Raw genomic sequence first — 18,801 nt, forward strand, 5'->3', positions numbered from 1 at the left:
CCTCCTGATATTGATAGTAGTGGTCATGGCTATTTTTGGAAATATTTTTAAGATAAGTGGTCGTGATTGGATGATCATCGGTCATTCTATTCTTCAAAATAAAATTAAGGATGGAGTAGAAAAAAGCCAAGACGAGTGTGACTCATCTTGGCTTCGATTCTCCCTGTAAGAATTAGTGCTTTAAAACGCGAACTCTAAATACGGCATCAATTTTACTCAATGTATCAATTAATTTATTATCTTCCTCGTTCTTTAGGTTATCAAGGTCGATCATTGTGTAGGCAACATCTTTTCTAGCGGCGTTACTCATGCTTTCGATGTTGATGCCGGCATTTGCTAATGCAGTAGCAATTTGGCCAACCATGTTGGGGATATTCTTATGGATGAGGGTAATTCGGTATGGTGCTTGAAATGGCACCTGAAGATTTGGCAGGTTAACGGAGTTTTGAATGTTCCCGGTTTCCAAGTAAGTCATGATCGTGTGGGCGCCCTGTGTGGCACCATTAACTTCGGCTTCATCGGTGGAGCCGCCAATGTGAGGTGTGACAACAACGTCATCCCGGTTTAATAAAATATCTTCACCAAAATCAGTCATATATGTTTGTAGATGGTGTGCATCTAGCGCCTCAACGGCTGCCTGATTATTAACAATTCCGCCTCGGGAGTAGTTGAAGAGGTGAACGCCATCTTTCATAACGGCTAATTGTTCTTTACCGATTAGGCCAGTTGTTTCTTCATTCTTTGGTACGTGAACCGTTACATAGTCTGCATCCTTTAACGCCTCATCCAAAGTTCGTGCACGGGTAATAGTGGTAGAAATATGCCATGCAGCATCTGAAGATAAGTAGGGGTCATAGCCAATGACGTTCATGCCCAAAGCACTGGCTGCGTTGGCGACCAATGAGCCAACATGACCAACACCAACGACAGCTAATGTTTTACCTGTTAGTTCGGACCCTTTAAATTTAGTCTTGTCGTGCTCAGTCCGTAACGAAATATCTGCACCACTGTTATGAGCAGAGTAGGCAGCGGCATCAAAAAGGTTTCTGGAGCTGGCAACCAGTAGTGAGATAATCAGTTCCTTAACAGCGTTGGCGTTACTGCCCGGGGTGTTAAAAACGGCGATACCATCCTTCGTTGCTCTATCTAAAGGAATGTTGTTAAAGCCGGCACCTGCACGGGCAATAATTTTAAGACTCTTTGGAAAAGATTCATCATGTAAATTAACCGATCGTATCAGGTACGCATCTGCGTCATTAGTCTTATTTATTTGGTATTGATCGTTAAATTGATCTAATCCTGCTTGAGCAATTGCATTATATGTTTTTATTTGATACATTCTAAATTCCTCCTAATGTTGTTTTTCAAAATTGTGTAAGAAGTCGACTAAGGCTTGAACACCTTCCAGGGGCATGGCGTTGTATAGGCTGGCCCTCAAGCCGCCAACACTCCTATGACCCTTTAAGTTCTTCAGCCCTGCCTGATCGGCTGCAGAAATAACTTGTTTATCCAAATCAGGATCATCGGTTTTAAATGGGATATTTGTTAAGGAACGATCAGATTTTTTGATATTATTATGGAATAATTTTGAGTTGTCCAGAAAGTCATAAAGAAGAGACGACTTTTTTTGGTTAAGTGCTTCAATGCCGGCAATACCGCCTTGCTGCTTTAACCATTTAAGAACTAATCCGGTGGCATAGATGGCAAATACAGGGGGGGTATTAAACATTGAGTTCTTCTTGATGAATAGTTCATAATTTAAAATACTTGGAATATGATCAACATGCTTCACCAAGTCGTCACGAACGATAACAACCGTTACACCGGCGGGACCCAAATTTTTTTGGACGCCACCGAAGATTAACCCAAAATCGGTGACGCTATATTCTTCAGCCATAAAGTTTGATGATAAATCTCCGACCAATGTGACATCGCCATGTTCCGGAAGTGTATGGTAAGCAGTTCCTTCAATGGTATTGTTAGTTGTGATATGAAGGTAATCGTAGTCACTGCTTGAAATAGCGTGTGGCATGTGCGGTAATTCCTGATAATGCTTATCTTTTGTAGAATCAAGGACATCAACGTCTACACCGAGATTAGCTGCTTCATCACCGGCTCTGGTTGCCCAGTGGCCACTATCTAAGAGGGCAATTTTTTTATGGGTGGTAGCCAGGTTCATCGGGACAGCTGCAAACTGACCGGTACCGCCACCTTGGAAGAATAAAATATGATAATTATCAGGAACATGCATCAGGTCTTTAATATCCTGCTTTGCGGTATTAATGATATTGTCGAACATTTGGGAACGGTGAGAAATTTCGAGAATACTCATTCCGGAACCTTGAAGTGAAGGCAATTCCTCCTGAATTTGTTTGATGACCGGGTCTGGAAGCGTTGCCGGACCTGCTGCAAAATTATATACCGTCATGTGCGAAAACTCCCTTTCAAAAAAATATAGCCCTCACAGTTAGCTTGAACAATACTGTGAGGGCTGGTAATGCTTTTTTTATGGCCTCACAGTGATGTTGAAGTTCATCTATGTGAGGCCTTTTGCTAGTTAATTCATATCAAAAGATGGCCTACACAGATGTCACTGTAAACCAGGAGGATGATGTAACTTGTTTGAAACTACCTAAGATAACATTCATTGGTAAGACCTCCATCTCTTTCTAATTAAAATCTAACAGAACGGTGAGAGAAATGCAACCTAATTTTTGGTAATAAGTAAATAAAATTTGCTTATTCAGGATTATTATTCGGGATTTGCAAATGAAAGTCACTTTGTATTTTTGATCAAATATGCGATAATATTCCAAAACAATGCGGAGGAATCTTAAATGACTGACTTTTATTTTGTGCGTCACGGCCAGACGTCGGCAAATGTTGCCGGCTTAAAGCAGGGAACTATAAATAATGATATGACATATTTAACGGAAACCGGAAAGAAACAAGCACAAACGGTGCACGAACAATTTGACATTTCGTTTGCAGATAGAATTGCTGCAAGCCCACTGCAGCGGACAAAAGACACGGTGAAAATTTTAAATCAGAGCGCACACTTACCGATAACCTATGACAAACGACTTCTCGAAATTTCATATGGTGAGTGGGACGGCTCAAAGAATGCCGAGTTGGAAGATAAATATCCTGATGTCTTTGATCATGTTCTGGACGATGTATTACCATCATATGCATCAATTGCTCATGGTGAGACCTTTGACCATGTGATTGACCGGGTTGATCAATTTATGTCCGACATGGTAAAACAATACTCAAATCAAAGGATCGTCGTTGTGACGCACGGTTTTACAATCAAAGCAGCCGTTCTTGCTGCTTTGGGTCGACCAAAGAATCCGATGGTTGTTGAAGAACCGGATAATCTCAGCGTAACAAAAGTGACGCTGGCGTCTGAGACCGGAACGTACTATCTTCGCTATTACAACAGGGTGGTTAATTCTAAATTTTAATATAGTTTGACAAGTGCTCATAATTCGGCTATATTAATGGCACTAAGTAACGAAGGAGGAAGTCATCTTGCAATTATCAGCTGCTAAACGAATGTGTTGCTCAATGTGTCCAGCTCAGATTAGCGCTGATGGTGGCTTCTTTGGTAAAAATTCATTTAGCAGATTAAATTAACCCCATGTTACGATTGGGGAGGGCTGCATAATGACTACCAAGAGTGTCTCGATTTCAGTGTTAATGCTGAAACCGGGGCACTTTTTGTTTACTTCGAATATTAAAATAAGGTGGCGGTTGTTTGAGTGCCGAATGTCAGATGCAAACTTTTAGAGAAGATTTTAATTTATTGGAGGGAAAAATATGCGTCAATTTAAATCAGCATTATTATTGGTCGTTGCAGGTGCGTTAATGCTGACGCTTGCAGCATGTGGAAAATCATCAACAAAACAATCTTCATCGACAAAGAACCAAACGTTGAATTTGAGTACAACGGCACCGCTGGATACAATCGATATTTCAAAGTCATCCGGTTATGGTCAAACGGGAAACGTATTTGAAAGCTTTTATCGATTGGGTAGGAAGGGAAAGCCTACCGCTGGGCTGGCTAAGAGCAGTCATGTTTCAAAAGATGGCAAGACTTGGACATTTACGTTACGGAATGCCAAATGGAGTAACGGTGATAAAATTACTGCGCAGGATTTTGTTTACTCGTGGCGACGAACTTTAAATCCCAAGACCAAATCGACTTATGCTTACCTATTCAGCGGCATCAAAAATGCGGATGCCGTTAATACCGGTAAAAAGTCACCAAATTCAGTTGGTATTTCGGCACCTGATAGTAAAACAGTTGTTATTAAATTAAACAAACCGATTGCCTATTTTAAAGTCTTAATGTCCTATCCACTTTTTGGCCCTCAAAACCAAAAGGTTGTTGACAAGTATGGTAAGAAGTATGGGACCAAATCACAGTACATGGTTTATTCTGGACCCTTTAAAATTCAAAATTGGAACGGAACCGGTAACAAGTGGCAATTCGTGAAGAATAATCAATATTGGGATAAAAGGGTTGTCAAACTTCAAAAAATTAATTACACGGTAGTTGGCAGTCCGACAACCGGTTTGGAGCTGTACCAACAAGGAAAGCTTGATCTGACGCCACTTTCCAATCAACAGATTAAAAATTACCAAAACAGCTCACAGTTCAAGCAGTATCCATACTCATTTGTCGGCTATTTGCAATACAATTTCAAGGATAGTAACCGGATCAAGCGAGAGGCCTTTAACAACAAGAATATTCGTCTTGCAATGTCGTTGGCAATCGACCGTTCTGTTTTGACAAAGAAGGTTATGGGAAATGGTTCGAATACGCCTAAGGGATTTGTGGCTTCCGGACTAGCCAACGATCCAAAAACGGGCGAAGACTTCGCCAAACAACAATACGTTAAAGGAACTGTTGATTATAATACGAAATTAGCTAAACAATATTGGGAAAAAGGGTTAAAGCAAATTGGTCAAAAGAAATTGACGGTTTCTATTATGGGGGCCAATGATAGTTCGGATGATCCGGCAACCAGTGCCATTACGCAGTATCTAAAAGCTCAATACGCGAAAGTACTCCCTGGATTTGACCTTCAAATTCGAAATATCCCAAGTCAAAATGCCCAACAGAACGCTTTAAAAGGTGACTTCGATATTTATCTGTCTGGTTGGGGTGGCGACTTTAATGATCCAATTACGTTCCTTCAAATTCCGCAGACGAATACGTCTTATAATTACGGAAAATATTCGAATGCTAAATATGATGCATTGATTAAACGTGCTCAAAACCAGGATGCAAATAATGCAGACAAACGTTGGCAGGACCTGGTCCAAGCCATTCGACTCTTTAATAGTGATCAGGGTATGACTCCTCTGTATCAACAAGTGACTTCCTATTTACAAAGATCAAGCCTAAAGGATGTCATTCATAATACTGCCGGAACACAGTGGAGTTATAAATACGCTTATAAGAAATAATCTTTACAATTTACCATGATAGAAAACACCTTTCAATACAGTCGCTAAGACGTAATAGGCTGACCATATTGAAGGTGTTTTTATTTTACACTCTAAAATTTTTGATTTTAATGGACCATCGTATAAATCCAATACATCAAGAATCCTAAGCACAAGCCCAGTGAACCATTAATTAAAATTTTAACGGAGCAGACAAACGTTTCGCGTTTAACCTGTTTATGCGTGAATAAAATCATCTGTTTAATGATGAATGGTAACGGGATGATAATGGCAATCAGAGCCGGTGGATAGACGCCAACATATATTGCGGCAAATACTAGGACGATTGCTAAAACATTCAGCAGATTCCAAATGGCTACCGAATTTTTAACCCCCAAATAATGAACGATAGTATGGCGCTTGTTCATTTCATCTTCGTGTGCATCACAAATGTTATTGGCAAACATGATATTTGCAATCCAAACAAATTCCGGAGACGCCGCAAGTAAAATTTCCAATAATAATTGACCATTCCACTGGAAAATCTGGTAGGAATTTATGTAAACTGAGATTAATGTAATCATGACACCCATTGTGAAGCCGGATGCCAGTTCGCCAAACGGTGTGCTGGAAATAGGAATTGGGCCGCCTGCGTAAAGCAATCCGATTAAAAAGCAGAAGATTCCCATCCAAAGTAAAGGCAAACCGACTTGAATAGTTAGATAAATGCCAAGAAAGGCCGCAATGCCAAACATTGTTGCCATCATGGTTTGGATAAGGTGAATTGAGAGATGTTCTCGCCCGATAATATTAGTCCCGATTTTATAAATCTCCTGATCCGAGTGTCGATAATCACTATAATTATCCCAGATGTCGACAAACATATTGAATAGGAACATGGCAATAAAAAACAAAGTGGCATCAACCGCATTAACTGAATTTAAAAAATACCAACTGAAAAATAGTCCCACAATGAATGGGAAAACACTCGCAGATTTAGCCTTGAATTCAACTAATTCTAAGAAATTTGCTAAACTCATTTAGAACCTCCATAATGTAATTAATTTGAGACAAGTTAAACGTTAGAAATTAAAACGCCATATACAGATTATATAACAAACAACCAGTAAGTGAGGAAACAAAAAATGACACAAACAAATAAGACGCCCGAACCTAAAGTTGAATCGCTTTTTAATAGAATTGCACCAAATTATGACAAAATGAACTCGTTGATTAGCCTTGGTAACCATAAACGTTGGCGGGAAATTGCGATGCAGCGGTTAGATGTTCAACCCGGTAATTTTGCAATTGATGTGTGTTGTGGAACCGGTGATTGGACTATCTCATTAGCTAAGGCGGTTGGGCCGTCTGGACAAGTCATTGGACTTGATTTTAGCAAAGAAATGTTAAAAATTGCCAGTGAAAAAATAAAGGCAGCCGGTGTTCAAGACCGGGTGACTTTGGTTGAAGGAGATGCCATGCATCTTCCTTTTGATGATCGTAAATTTGACGTGGCAACAATTGGTTTTGGTTTGCGTAATGTTCCCGATGCTGACCAGGTGTTACGTGAAATGGTGCGGGTTGTGCGAACTAACGGCAAAATTGCATGCTTGGAGACTTCCCAGCCCACTAATCCGGCCATAAAGATGGGGTGGAACGCCTATTTCAAGACGGTTCCCGTTATGGCAAAGTTTGCGGTCAACAAGTATCGTGAATATCATTATCTCCAGCGAACCACCAAGCAGTTTGTTTCAGCGGAAAAATTGGCTAAGATGTTTGAGGATGCGGGCATGCATAACGTCACTTATCGAACGTTTACAATGGGTGCGGCCGCCTTACATTTGGGACGCGCATAGGCAACTTAGTTAAAATCCCTAATATTAAGTTTTCTTCTCTTGTGATATAATTTGCACAACCTTTCACACTTATTGTGTAACGGGAAATGTTAATGCGAAAGAGAAGATGATAAAAATGGCAAAAGAAGTTGCAACAAAGAATGCGCCTAATGCAGTTGGGCCATATTCACAAGCGGTACAGGCGGGAAATACACTATATTGTTCGGGACAGATTGGATTGGATCCGGCAACCGGGAAATTAGTTAGTGCCAACGTTGTGGATCAAACAACCCAGGCATTACATAATCTTCAAGAGGTTGTGAAAGCAGCTGGTTTTAAGCTTGACGACGTTGTAAAAGTAACGGTCTTTATGGCCAACGTAGCCGATTTTAGTGAGATTAATAAGATCTATGATCAGTTCTTTGGTAACGCCAAGGTACTACCGGCACGTTCAGCAGTCGGCATTGCCGGTTTACCGCTTGGCGCCCAGGTTGAAATTGAAGCGATTGCCTCAAAAAGTTAACTAGCTACAATAAAAAATCATCATCTCTGTTGATTAACAGAAATGGTGATTTTTTTGTCACGCTGGCTTTAGTCCTTTTAAAAGAAACTCGGTGGCTTCCCGACTCGCGTGCTCAATATCAACCGAACCATGTAATAAAGCGGCTGGAAGTACGTACCCCATCACTGTTGTTGCCACATAGCGGATAATGCGGTCAAGAGGCCAATCGACCAGTTGTTTTTCTTCTTGATAATGTTTAAGTGTCTGACCCAACGGTCCCACAATGAGGTTTTCAAATAGATGACTGAAACCTGTGGCAATCGCTTGATTGGTAATGACTTCATGAAGGATAATCCTTAATTGCGGCATACTATTAAGCGCAAAGACCATTCGATCCTTGATAATTGCATGGAGAAATTCTCCAAAACTCGGGTATGACGTATGAGTTACTTCATTTGTGAATTCTGTGGCGGCTTTTGGCATCACCTGCTGAATAAAAGGACCAATTATTGCGGTGAGAATCCCTTCTTTAGTTTTAAACTGTTTGTACACGGTTCCCTCGGAGACACCTGCCAGTTGTGCAATATCACTAGTGCTGGTGCGATCGAACCCCTTTTCCGAAAAAAGTTTAAGGCTTGCGTTAAGAACGGCTTTTTGTTTTTCGGTCAGTTTGAGTTCATTTAAACTTTCGGCGAATAATGTCTGAATATCATTATGAACCATAATGGATAATCCTCCTTTAAACTTGACGGTAACGACGCATTGAAAAAATATTCAGGATCAAAAAGAGTGCGGCAAATCCAACTAAAATTCCTAATTTAGGTAGAATATCTATAAAAGTGACCCCCTTTTCAATGACATTGCTCATTGCACTTGCCCCGTAATAAAGCGGCATAATCCGTGCAATGGGCTGAAGCCAGTTGGCCATTTGATCAATCGGGATAATCCCTGAAAAGAAAATTTGAGGGATAACAACAACCGGAATGAATTGAACCATTTGAAATTCAGAGGAAGCAAATGTTGAAATAAACAAGCCCATTGCCAATGCCACAAATGCCAATAGGATATTGATTAAAAGGATATTCCAAACGCTCCCTAAAATTTGAATTTTGAAAGCCAGGATGGTGAATCCGACAATTAATAACGTTTGGATAAGTGCAAAGATACCATAACCGGCTAAATAACCACTAATGATTTCACCGCGTTTAATAGGGGTTGCCAATAGTCGGTTGAGTGTTCCTGTCGTCCTTTCCCGCAATAATGCGATTCCCGAAATCAGGAAAACAAAGAAGAACACAACGAAACCGATCATGATTGGTAAGAGTGTGTCAAAAAAGGTGGAGTCACTGCTGCCATAAAGGTAATGGGTATTGACAGAATAAGTTGTCGCTGATTTAGGCTTGCTTGCAGTTGTTAATGGTGTCTGTGTCTTTACTTGTCGTCTGGCTGCCGAGGGATTTTCTGAAGCCGCTGCTTTGGATGCTGCAGCCAAAGACTTTTGCATTTGAGAAAGGGCCCTTTGTTGTGCTTTAATTGCCTTTTGTTGACCCTTAATAGCTGTTGCGGCAGCTTCCATCTTTAATTTGATTTGCGCTTTTTGAAGGCTCTGTTTTAAAATGGCACTTTTACTTTGATCACTATTTTGCAGGGTTAAAGTGATTTGATCACCTTTTTGTGAAATCAGCCCCGCGTAATCGTGATCACGAATAATCGTTTTAGCACTTTCTTTAGATGATACGTCATGAAAATGAACGTGATCATTTTTAATTGCCTTGACTAATGTTGTATCAACGTTGCGAATACCCAGGGATGCTGTTTGGTCAGTGTTGGATTGGAAAAGAAAGTACATTAATGTCAAAATCAATAGTGGTGCCAAAAACATTAATGCCAGTGTTCGTTTATCACGAAGCATCTCGGTTAATACCCGTTTAACCATTTTAACTGTGCGCATCTTGCTGCCTCCCTGCTTTTAAAAAGACGTCTTCTACTGTTTTTACCTGATAATCTTTAATCAGCTGATCCGGGGTTCCCTGGGCAATCGCGATGCCGTTTCGAATCATCATTAGTTGATCCGATTGCTCGGCATCCTCCATCACATGGGTAGTTAATAGGATCGTTTTACCTTCTTTGGCAATATTGTGAAGCTCGGCCCAAATTTGCTGACGTAATTCCGGGTCAATACCAACGGTTGGTTCATCGAGAATTAAGAGGTCTGGATTTGAAACCAATGCAATTGCTAACGATAATCGTCGTTTCATGCCACCGGAATAGTCCTTTACATATTTATCAAGATCCGGATTCAAGTTAACGATTCCAGCGGCATATGGAATTTGTTTTTTGAGATCGGCTGAACCTAATCCCTGCATGGCACCGAAAAATTTAAGGTTTTCTCGGGCTGTTAGGGCACTATATAGTGCATCGGTTTGAGCCATATAACCAATTTTGGCCAATAGTTTTCTGTTCGGCATCTTCTGACCCAAGACGGTGACCGTTCCTTCCTGCGGTCTCAACATCCCCATAATTGTGCTGACTAGCGTTGTTTTTCCGGCTCCACTGGGGCCGATCAGTCCAAGAATTTCACCATTATGAACAGTTAAATTGATATCTTCTAGAACAATGGTTTTACCGTAACCTTGTTTTAAATTTGAAACTTGAATGGTCGTTGCCATCGAAATCACCTCTCCTTTTTAATGAGTAAGTCCTCACTCATTAGTATAGTGATTTTATTAAAATATGCAAGTGTGATGTTAGTTTGTTGTGATTATTCCGTTAGTTCCCAGCTTGTGTAGTCATCAACTTGGACTTGCTTTCACGAATTAAAACGGTTATGATAAATGCGTAAGTTATTCTAAGGAGTTTTTAATGATGAAAAGAACAAGCAAAACTCAGTTGAATACTTGTCGTTATTACTTTTGGTTTTTCCAGATCTGATCTGTGATAAGCCAAGAGATTTTCGTGATGGAAATTTAAAGGCCGCACAGATCAAGTGATTGACTGTGCGGGATAAAACCAATTAAGGTGGGTCCTTTCAGTCAATAGTGGCTGGGAGGACCTATTTTTTTGGAGGAAGTAAAAATGAGTAAATTATCAAGCAGGATGAATAAGCGGGTAGCGGCATTGACGCCATCCTCAATTTTGACATTCAACCAAAAAATTTCCAAAATTCCCGATATTGTGAAATTGACATTGGGCGAACCGGACTTTGATACGCCTGAACATGTAAAACAAGCTGCAATTGAGGCAATTAATGACAATGAGAGTCATTACACAAATTCCCGAGGTACCCTTGGATTGCGGAAAGCGGCGACTCATTACTTAGATAAAAAATATGGAGTAGAGTATGATCCCGAAACACAAATTTTAATAACTGCAGGTGCAACCGGAGCAATTTATTCGGCCCTGACGGCGATGCTGAATCCGGGAGATACAGTGATTATTCCGACACCGATTTTCCCACTCTATATCCCAATCGCAATGTTGGGTGGTGCAACACCGATTTTCGTTGATACTTCTGATAATGGGTTCATTTTGTCACCGGAAAAGCTGCAACAGGCGATTGAAGAAAATAAGGATACCGTTAAAGCGGTTATTTTGAATTATCCAACCAATCCAACAGGTGTCACCTATCATAAAGGAGACCTTCAAAAACTTGCTGATGTGATTTCCAAATACGATATTTTTGTGCTTAGTGATGAAATTTACAGTGAATTAACCTATGATGGTACCCATGTATCAATGGGATCAATTTTACCGGAGCAGACACTTGTTATGAATGGTGTTTCGAAGTCTCACGCGATGACCGGATGGCGGATTGGTATGATCTGCGGACCAGCGGATGTGATTAACGAAATTGGTAAAGTAAGCGAATTTACCATTACATCCGCCACTACCAATGCTCAGGCAGCCGCCGAAGAAGCTTTCAAAAATGGTATGGATGACGCCGCTCCGATGAGATCAGCGTATATAAAACGTCGTGATTTACTGATTGATGGGCTTTCAAGGGCCGGTTTCTCGTGTCCTAATCCTAATGGTGCTTTTTATATCTTTGCAAAGATCCCAGATAGTTTGAATCAGAATAGTGTTGAATTTTGTAATCAATTAGCTGATGAAGCCAAGGTTGCTGTCATTCCGGGTGCTTCATTTGGACCTGGTGGTGAGGGCTATGTTCGAATCAGTTACGCTGCCAGTGAAGCAGATTTGAAGAAGGCGATTGAACGCATTCAAAAATTTGCCGAGCAGAAGGTTTAGGTATCGTTTTAGACGACAAATTACTATCATATCAAAAAGAAATCGAGGCAATTTAATACGATGAAGATCTTAATGTACACAGTTCGACCGGATGAACAGGGACCAATTAATGAATGGGTGAAGCAACATCCCGATTATCACATTGATACCAATACGGTTCCTTTAAACGCCGACACGGTAGATTTAGCTAAGGGATACGATGGGGTTGTTATTTTACAGCATGCTTCGATTCCGGATCCTATTGTTTATCAAAAGCTGCGGGAATTTGGCATTAAGCAATTGTCACTTCGCAGTACCGGTTATGAAATCATTGATTTAGCCGAAGCAACAAAGAATGGTTTGGCAGTGACAAATGTGCCGGGATATTCACCTCGTTCGGTCAGTGAGCTGGTCCTTGCGGATGTGATGTATTTGTTGCGCCACCTTGGGGAAGTTCGCGAACGTGAACAACATGGAGATTTCAGATGGACGAATACCGAAGCTAAAGAAATTCATACCTTAACGGTTGGCATCATTGGTGCTGGAAAAATTGGCAGCGCTGTGGCCAGAATATTTAGAGCATTGGGAGCTACAGTGATTGCGGCCGATCCAATCCATCGTCCGGATTTAAACGATACGTTGACATATGTTGATCATGAAACGGTTTATAAAACAGCGGATATTGTCACAATGCATACACCGTTAACTGATGAGACCCACCACATGATTAATGCAAAAGTCTTTAAGGAAATGAAGTCTACGGCTATCTTTATTAACGCATCACGGGGACCGGTTGTTAAGACAGAGGACTTAGTGGATGCACTGGATAACAAAGAGATTGCCGCTGCCGCGATTGACACGTTTGAAGGTGAAACGCCAATTGTGAACCATGATTTAACCGGAAAACCGATTCATAATGATAATTTGGAGAAATTATTGGCAATGCCAAATGTTAATGTGAGTCCTCACATTGGTTTTTATACGGAAGTTGCTGTTCAAAACATGGTTGAGATTACGTTGAATGATGTAGAGACAATTCTTCAAGGCAAGACGTCATTACATCAGGTTAATTAGAAGATTAATATCGTTTCACTGTTGTTAAGGTGAAGCGACTTTTTTTATCTTCTTTTCAGAAGATGAGCGGTATACTAAAGTTTAATAGGTTGATAGGAGCGTGATTTTATGCGAAGAACTGATCGTGAACTAACAGATATTAGTCAAATTAAATCAATTTTGGCAGATGCCGAGGTCATTCATTTAGGAATTAGAACGGATTGTTATCCATACGTTGTTCCAACCAATTATGGGTATGAGTTTGATACTAATAATCAATTGACATTGTATATCCATGGTGCGCCTGTTGGACATAAACGTGATCTGATTGCTGAGGACGGTCGTGTCGGATTTGCGATTGACACAGATGGTCAAGTGTTAAATCCAAAGGATCCCGATCACGATACGCCAAGCTTTAAATATAGAAGTGTCATGGGTTATGGGGATGCTAAGCTGGTTGATGACTTGGATCAGAAGCGTTATGCCCTGCAACGGATTGCGTTACATGAGGTTGGTCATGAATGGTCTAACCTGCCTGATGCTGCAGTTGAACATGTTGGCATTATCCAAATTACGGTCAATCAATTTACCGCTAAGGCAAATCCTGGGGATAGTCAAAAGTATGTTCAGAATTAGGATTGCTGATTGTATAAACCGGGTACGCGATTTATGATGATGGCAGCGGTAACAACTATTTTTATGATTTGGGGATGAAATTATGTTCTTTATTGATACATCACGTCATGGTCAACCGGTTTATGATCCAATTGTGAATCAATCACTTGATAATTATTTGGTGAACGACCTGAAGCTTCCCGGACACGGGTTAATCATGTATGTTAATCAGCCGGCAGTTATTGTTGGCGTTAACCAAAACGCCTATGCCGAGGTGAATATGCCGTATTTAAAAGAAAAGGGCATTAAACTTGTTCGGCGGACATCCGGCGGTGGTGCCGTTTATCATGACTACGGCAATATTATTTTTGAAAACATTGTCATTAATGATGACACTCATTTTGGCGATTTTAACTATTTTGCACAACCGATTATCGATGCACTACATGATATGGGGGCCAAAGATGCTCAGTTGCGTGGCCGTAATGATATGGTCATCGGTAACAGTAAATTTTCCGGTATGACGATGTTTAAAGTCGGTCAATCGTATGCGGCTGGCGGAACACTGATGTTTGATTTGGATATGGACGTTGCCACCAAGGTGTTAACGCCTGAGAAAGACAAACTAGCATCAAAAGGGGTAAAGTCAGTTCATAGTCGGGTGACAAATGTGAAGCCTTATTTGGATTCACAGTATCAAAAAATGGATATCGAGGCTTTCAAAGAGGTACTTTTACGACACCTATTCAAGGCGAATTCCCTTGATGATATTGATACTTATCATTTAAATGATCATGATTGGTCAATTATCGACGACCGCTTAAAGGGCAAATACGATACAGATGAATGGAATTATGGCCAAAATCCGGGGTTTGATTACTATGTTTCCAAGCATTATGATATTGGCACAGTTAGTTTTAATTTTTCCCTTTCGCAGGACAATCGAATCTCTGCTATTAAAATTTATGGAGATTTTATTACCGGGGGCGATATTAGCCTGATTGAAAAAGCTTTGGCGAGAACCGAATTAACTCAAAAGGCATTGGTAAGGGCACTTGATTCCGTTGATTTAAAAGCAAATTTAGGCGATATCCAAGCCGATAATTTGGCTGATTTATTAATGGAAAAAACACGTACAAAATAAATTCAATAATTTCATTTACAAAAGAGCCCGCAGGCTGACTGTCTGCGAGTTCTTTTCTTTGGTTTTGATATTTAAACGTGTCATACTAAATTGCATGATTAAAAGTGGTACTCAAACTAAATGATTGAAATGATCAAATAAACTCGATATAATTCATAAAGTTAGGTACCTAAATACATGAAAATGTTTCATTTGAATAGGGGGCATGGGATGATGCAGCAAACTCAAACCCAAAACAAAGCAGCAAATAAAGCAACGGAAGATGAGAACCAAAGTAATGTTACGATGGCCGGGATGTTTAAATTTGTTTTCGGAACCGTCCTAAAACGACCATGGGTGTTGGTATTGAACGTCGTTGTATTGACGATCCTCTCTTTAATGGATTTCCTGCTACCACAGTTTAACCAGTACATTATCGACCATGTGATTCCAAACAAGAGTGTTTCCCAATTGATTGTCGTTGTGGGGTTACTACTGTTAACAGTTACTATTTCCGGGATCTTTACGTATCTTTCAACCTATTGGATGGGCGTAATGAGTCAGGGCGCTATCACTAATTTAAGAAATCAGTTGTATCGTTACCTGATACGGTTGGATACTCACTTCTTTGAATCCAGTAAAACTGGTGACCTGATGGTGCAGTTAACGTCAGATATTAATAACCTGCAAAATCTGATTTCGCCAAATATGCTTTCTTTAATTGGTAGTTTGTTTACGTTTGTCGGGGTATTGGTTTTCGTGTATTTTGTGAATTGGGAAATGGCTTTGGCAGTCAGCTTAACATTTCCGTTTATTTTCCTGGTTGTCAGAATTTTTCGAACCCGGATTAGGGAATCTTACCGTAAAGCCCGTCAATCTCAAGCTTTGATGACTAACCAATTACAGAATACGCTGACTGAGATTCAATTAATTAAAAGCTACACAACCGAAGATCTGGAAACCAATCGTTTTGATAAGTTAGCCAATATGAACAAGGACAATATTATTGAAGCGACCCGTAACCAAGCAATTTTTTCGCCGTTGATTAATTTTATTGAATACTTGGGAACTGCCATTGTATTATTGCTGGGAACAATTTTTGTTTTCAAAAAGCAGTTAACACTTGGTGAACTGGTGGCTTATCTGAGCTATGTTGGTATTTTACAAAGTCCGATCAGTTCGTTTTCAAGATTACTTAATCAATTCCAACAATCATTAGTTTCTTATGGGCGGATTATGGATATTATGGCGTTAAAGCCGCAAATTTTGGATGCGCCAAGTGCAGTAGATTTTCCAAAAATTAAAACGGGCGTGGTATTTGACCATGTCACATTCACTTATGATGTAGATGATCCCGAAACGTCCCATAAGCCGGCGATTCGAGATGTCAGTTTTGATATTCCATTTGGCGAACAGACAGCGTTAGTGGGCCATTCTGGAGCCGGAAAATCGACGATCACCGAACTTTTGGATCGCTTGTATGACATTGACAATGGTCAGATCACCTTTGATGGGGTTTCGATTAAGGATATCAAGTTACGGTCGTTACGGCAAAATATTGCGATTGTATCTCAAGACATTTTTATTATTGATGGTACGATTGCAGATAATATTAAATACGGAACGCCCGGTGCTACGCAGGATCAATTATGGGAAGTTGCCAAATTGGCGGATATCGATGCCTTTATTAAAGGGCTGCCGGACCAAATGAAAACCCAGGTTGGTGAACGGGGAATTAAACTTTCCGGTGGTCAAAAGCAACGGATTGCCATTGCCCGAGCCTTATTAAAGGATGCCCAAATTGTCGTGCTTGATGAAGCAACCGCTTCTTTAGACAATGAATCTGAAAAAACAATCCAACATGCATTGGAAAATCTGATGGAACAGCGAACGTCACTGGTTATCGCTCATCGGTTATCGACGATTCATAATGCTGATCAAATTTTGGTCGTTGATGATGGTGAAATTGTAGAACGCGGAAATCATACGAGTTTAATGGCTCAAGATGGTTACTACAAACAATTATACGAAGCACAATTTGAATAGTGTAAACAAAAAAAGTGGGGGATCATGACAAAAATAATTGTCTGATCTCCCTTTTTGGTTGGTCAATATTAATATGAATGGTTGGAAGTCAACACTTCGGGAACGTGGTTCAAAAGCAGGTTTGCAATGCCATCCTTACCATCATAAGCAATTCCTTCAAATTCACGTTTAGGGTTAAATTCATTCCATTGAAAACTATGATTGGTTAAATGTCCGAGTCCCTTTAACTTGTTTTTAGGGAAACTTGCGATCGAGGCATCCGATATCATTAGTAACCGCTTTCGGGTTGAATTGTAAGCCATACTTTGAATTCGGGTTCCGGGCAAATGGCGCAACTTCTGTTTGGTTAGTTTGAACTTGACGGATTTGTGATGAATTTTCCCTTTAAAAATATAGGCACACCAGCCGGGAAATGACCAAAAATAAGCGTTACCGTTTTTATCGAAGGTTAGGTTATGCCCACCCGGCACGCTCAGCCCACGGTTTCTTAAACGAAAGCGAATGGCATGATCTGGACGCAGCCTTTTTACATTGATGTGTTGAATATACCCCCAATTGTTGACAGGAACTCGTGGCGCTTTTTCTTTATCACGCCACATATACATACCATGGTTTTTCCAATTATAAGCGAGTGATTGACCATGCCCGGTAGTAAATAGTGGGCCGATCTTAATCGTTTTATGAATCTGTTTTTGAATAAATGAGTAGTGACCATCCTTTTTAACATAGGCGTCCCGCAATTCATTTGGATGTAATCGGATGCCGAGCGAGTCTAATTCCTGAGTATTAAAGCGAACAATTCTCCCTTTATTATGTAATGACGTGGGGCAATAAACAACATACATATATTTTTTACCCGTCATGGCGATTGATTGTGGATTTCCCCAATGCTGGCCGCCTTTACCCGGAAATGGCAATACATATCGAGTTGTGAAGGTAACGGGCCTTCCTTTAACGGATTTAATAGTGTGACGCTTGGTTGCGGCCGCTACATGATGATAGTGTTTTGGAACATGGATATAATGTACCCTCGAATTATTCAGGTAACGCATGTGATGGCGATGATAAATCAAACCGGAAGAGCGTTGATGATAGACAACAAATTTTGCGTTTATGGTTGTTGGCCGACATGCAAAGAAAACAGATAACCCCAAAACAAAGAAAAAACATTTTAACAATTTCATAGAGACATGCCCCCTCAGGCATTAATAAAAATAAGTGAACTATTTTATAGTAGTATATCTTTATTGGAAAGTAAATTTTATATGATGGATATCGCAAAAAAACGACCAACCCATGTCTTTCGGCGGTTGGTCGTCATACCAATGATGATTATTGTTGGTTTATTGCTTTTGAAAGTTCTACCTCAATTGCTTCTGGTTTTGTAATCGGTGCGTAACGATGAATGAGTTTTCCATCACGGCCAATTAAGAATTTTGTGTAATTCCACTTGATCTTACCGTGACCGGATGTTTCTTTCAAATAGGTGAATAGTGGATCTTCATCATCGCCATTTACAGCGACTCGTTTAGTCATTGGAAAAGTAACACCGTAATGCAGTTGACAATATTCTTCGGTTTTTTCGTCGCTTTCAAGTTCCTGATGGAATTGATTTGACGGCAGGCCCAAAACAACTAAGCCCTGTTCTTGATATTTTTTATACAAATCTTCCAAGCCTTCTAATTGTGGTGCAAGGCCACACTTGCTAGCTGTATTAACAATGAGCAGTACTTTTCCTTGGTAATCTTTTAAATTAAGTGGTTTCCCGCTCATTTCCGTTTCAGAAAAATCATAAATTGTTGCCAAAACTCATCACTCCTTATGGCTAATTTGATGTTATATAAATTGTACGCTATTAATTAATGGCAAACAAGAAACGGCTTTGAGAAATGAACGCCTTATATTCCGGGTGCTAACCGCTTTGCTGTACACACTATTTTAGG

At 40.2% G+C, this 18,801-nt stretch carries 17 protein-coding genes; 9 read left to right on the forward strand and 8 right to left on the reverse strand.

Annotated elements, in window-relative coordinates:
- Positions 1-172: 172 nt before the first annotated feature.
- Together HMPREF0519_RS02110 and serC are read right to left on the reverse strand one after the other, a co-directional pair.
- The gene (locus tag HMPREF0519_RS02110) at positions 173-1,339 is read right to left on the reverse strand and encodes a phosphoglycerate dehydrogenase (protein ID WP_003557015.1); all 1,167 of its coding nucleotides are present in this window, start codon (positions 1,337-1,339) and stop codon (positions 173-175) included.
- Between the two features lie 12 nt (positions 1,340-1,351).
- Entirely contained in the window at positions 1,352-2,428 is a 1,077-nt protein-coding gene (gene serC, locus HMPREF0519_RS02115) for a 3-phosphoserine/phosphohydroxythreonine transaminase (protein ID WP_003634234.1), read from the reverse strand.
- Between the two features lie 409 nt (positions 2,429-2,837).
- Between serC and HMPREF0519_RS02120 the strand changes: the two genes are divergently transcribed.
- Together HMPREF0519_RS02120 and HMPREF0519_RS02125 are read left to right on the forward strand one after the other, a co-directional pair.
- Positions 2,838-3,467, forward strand: a complete 630-nt coding sequence (locus HMPREF0519_RS02120; protein WP_003634236.1) for a histidine phosphatase family protein — start codon at positions 2,838-2,840, stop codon at positions 3,465-3,467.
- Positions 3,468-3,822: 355 nt separating this feature from the next.
- Positions 3,823-5,478 carry a peptide ABC transporter substrate-binding protein gene (locus HMPREF0519_RS02125; RefSeq protein WP_003634239.1) on the forward strand — a complete coding sequence of 552 codons (1,656 nt, stop codon included), beginning with the start codon at positions 3,823-3,825 and terminating at the stop codon, positions 5,476-5,478.
- A 107-nt stretch (positions 5,479-5,585) separates the two neighbouring features.
- On the opposite strand, the gene HMPREF0519_RS02130 is transcribed toward HMPREF0519_RS02125, so the two are convergent.
- Positions 5,586-6,497: a 1,4-dihydroxy-2-naphthoate polyprenyltransferase gene (locus HMPREF0519_RS02130; protein ID WP_003551481.1), complete on the reverse strand. Its 912-nt coding sequence runs from the start codon at positions 6,495-6,497 to the stop codon at positions 5,586-5,588.
- 105 nt (positions 6,498-6,602) lie between these two features.
- Between HMPREF0519_RS02130 and HMPREF0519_RS02135 the strand changes: the two genes are divergently transcribed.
- Positions 6,603-7,313 (forward strand): demethylmenaquinone methyltransferase, encoded by a 711-nt coding sequence (locus HMPREF0519_RS02135; RefSeq protein ID WP_003551482.1) that lies wholly within the window; start codon positions 6,603-6,605, stop codon positions 7,311-7,313.
- Between the two features lie 106 nt (positions 7,314-7,419).
- Positions 7,420-7,815: a RidA family protein gene (locus tag HMPREF0519_RS02140; protein ID WP_003634241.1), complete on the forward strand. Its 396-nt coding sequence runs from the start codon at positions 7,420-7,422 to the stop codon at positions 7,813-7,815.
- Between the two features lie 57 nt (positions 7,816-7,872).
- Here the strand turns inward: HMPREF0519_RS02140 and HMPREF0519_RS02145 are convergent, their stop codons facing one another.
- From HMPREF0519_RS02145 to HMPREF0519_RS02155, 3 genes are read right to left on the reverse strand one after another with little or no spacing between them, the layout of a single operon-like run.
- Entirely contained in the window at positions 7,873-8,517 is a 645-nt protein-coding gene (locus tag HMPREF0519_RS02145) for a TetR/AcrR family transcriptional regulator (protein WP_003634243.1), read from the reverse strand.
- A 16-nt stretch (positions 8,518-8,533) separates the two neighbouring features.
- The gene (locus tag HMPREF0519_RS02150) at positions 8,534-9,745 is read right to left on the reverse strand and encodes an ABC transporter permease (RefSeq protein WP_003634245.1); all 1,212 of its coding nucleotides are present in this window, start codon (positions 9,743-9,745) and stop codon (positions 8,534-8,536) included.
- Complete coding sequence (locus tag HMPREF0519_RS02155) at positions 9,732-10,469, reverse strand: ABC transporter ATP-binding protein (RefSeq protein WP_404803322.1); 738 nt, start codon at positions 10,467-10,469, stop codon at positions 9,732-9,734. The genes HMPREF0519_RS02150 and HMPREF0519_RS02155 overlap by 14 nt, the downstream gene beginning before the upstream one ends.
- Positions 10,470-10,869: 400 nt before the next feature.
- Between HMPREF0519_RS02155 and HMPREF0519_RS02160 the strand changes: the two genes are divergently transcribed.
- The 5 genes from HMPREF0519_RS02160 to HMPREF0519_RS02180 all read left to right on the forward strand — a co-directional run bounded on the left by HMPREF0519_RS02160 (position 10,870) and on the right by HMPREF0519_RS02180 (position 16,858).
- On the forward strand, positions 10,870-12,042 hold the full coding sequence (locus tag HMPREF0519_RS02160) for an aminotransferase class I/II-fold pyridoxal phosphate-dependent enzyme (protein WP_040472622.1): 1,173 nt from the start codon (positions 10,870-10,872) through the stop codon (positions 12,040-12,042).
- A 60-nt stretch (positions 12,043-12,102) separates the two neighbouring features.
- On the forward strand, positions 12,103-13,095 hold the full coding sequence (locus HMPREF0519_RS02165) for a D-2-hydroxyacid dehydrogenase (RefSeq protein WP_003557033.1): 993 nt from the start codon (positions 12,103-12,105) through the stop codon (positions 13,093-13,095).
- 108 nt (positions 13,096-13,203) lie between these two features.
- Positions 13,204-13,710, forward strand: coding sequence for a pyridoxamine 5'-phosphate oxidase family protein (locus tag HMPREF0519_RS02170; RefSeq protein WP_003634250.1), 507 nt, complete (start codon positions 13,204-13,206; stop codon positions 13,708-13,710).
- An 82-nt stretch (positions 13,711-13,792) separates the two neighbouring features.
- On the forward strand, positions 13,793-14,833 hold the full coding sequence (lplA, locus tag HMPREF0519_RS02175; RefSeq protein ID WP_003634253.1) for a lipoate--protein ligase: 1,041 nt from the start codon (positions 13,793-13,795) through the stop codon (positions 14,831-14,833).
- A gap of 177 nt (positions 14,834-15,010) precedes the next feature.
- Complete coding sequence (locus tag HMPREF0519_RS02180; RefSeq protein WP_003634255.1) at positions 15,011-16,858, forward strand: ABC transporter ATP-binding protein; 1,848 nt, start codon at positions 15,011-15,013, stop codon at positions 16,856-16,858.
- A 68-nt stretch (positions 16,859-16,926) separates the two neighbouring features.
- Here the strand turns inward: HMPREF0519_RS02180 and HMPREF0519_RS02185 are convergent, their stop codons facing one another.
- A complete protein-coding gene (locus HMPREF0519_RS02185) occupies positions 16,927-18,042 on the reverse strand; it encodes a hypothetical protein (protein ID WP_003634256.1) in 1,116 nt (371 codons plus the stop codon).
- A 148-nt stretch (positions 18,043-18,190) separates the two neighbouring features.
- Positions 18,191-18,664, reverse strand: a complete 474-nt coding sequence (locus HMPREF0519_RS02190; RefSeq protein ID WP_003557042.1) for a glutathione peroxidase — start codon at positions 18,662-18,664, stop codon at positions 18,191-18,193.
- Positions 18,665-18,801: the final 137 nt, after the last annotated feature.

The sequence above is a fragment of the Lentilactobacillus hilgardii DSM 20176 = ATCC 8290 genome, assembly GCF_000159315.1.
GTDB lineage: Bacteria > Bacillota > Bacilli > Lactobacillales > Lactobacillaceae > Lentilactobacillus > Lentilactobacillus hilgardii.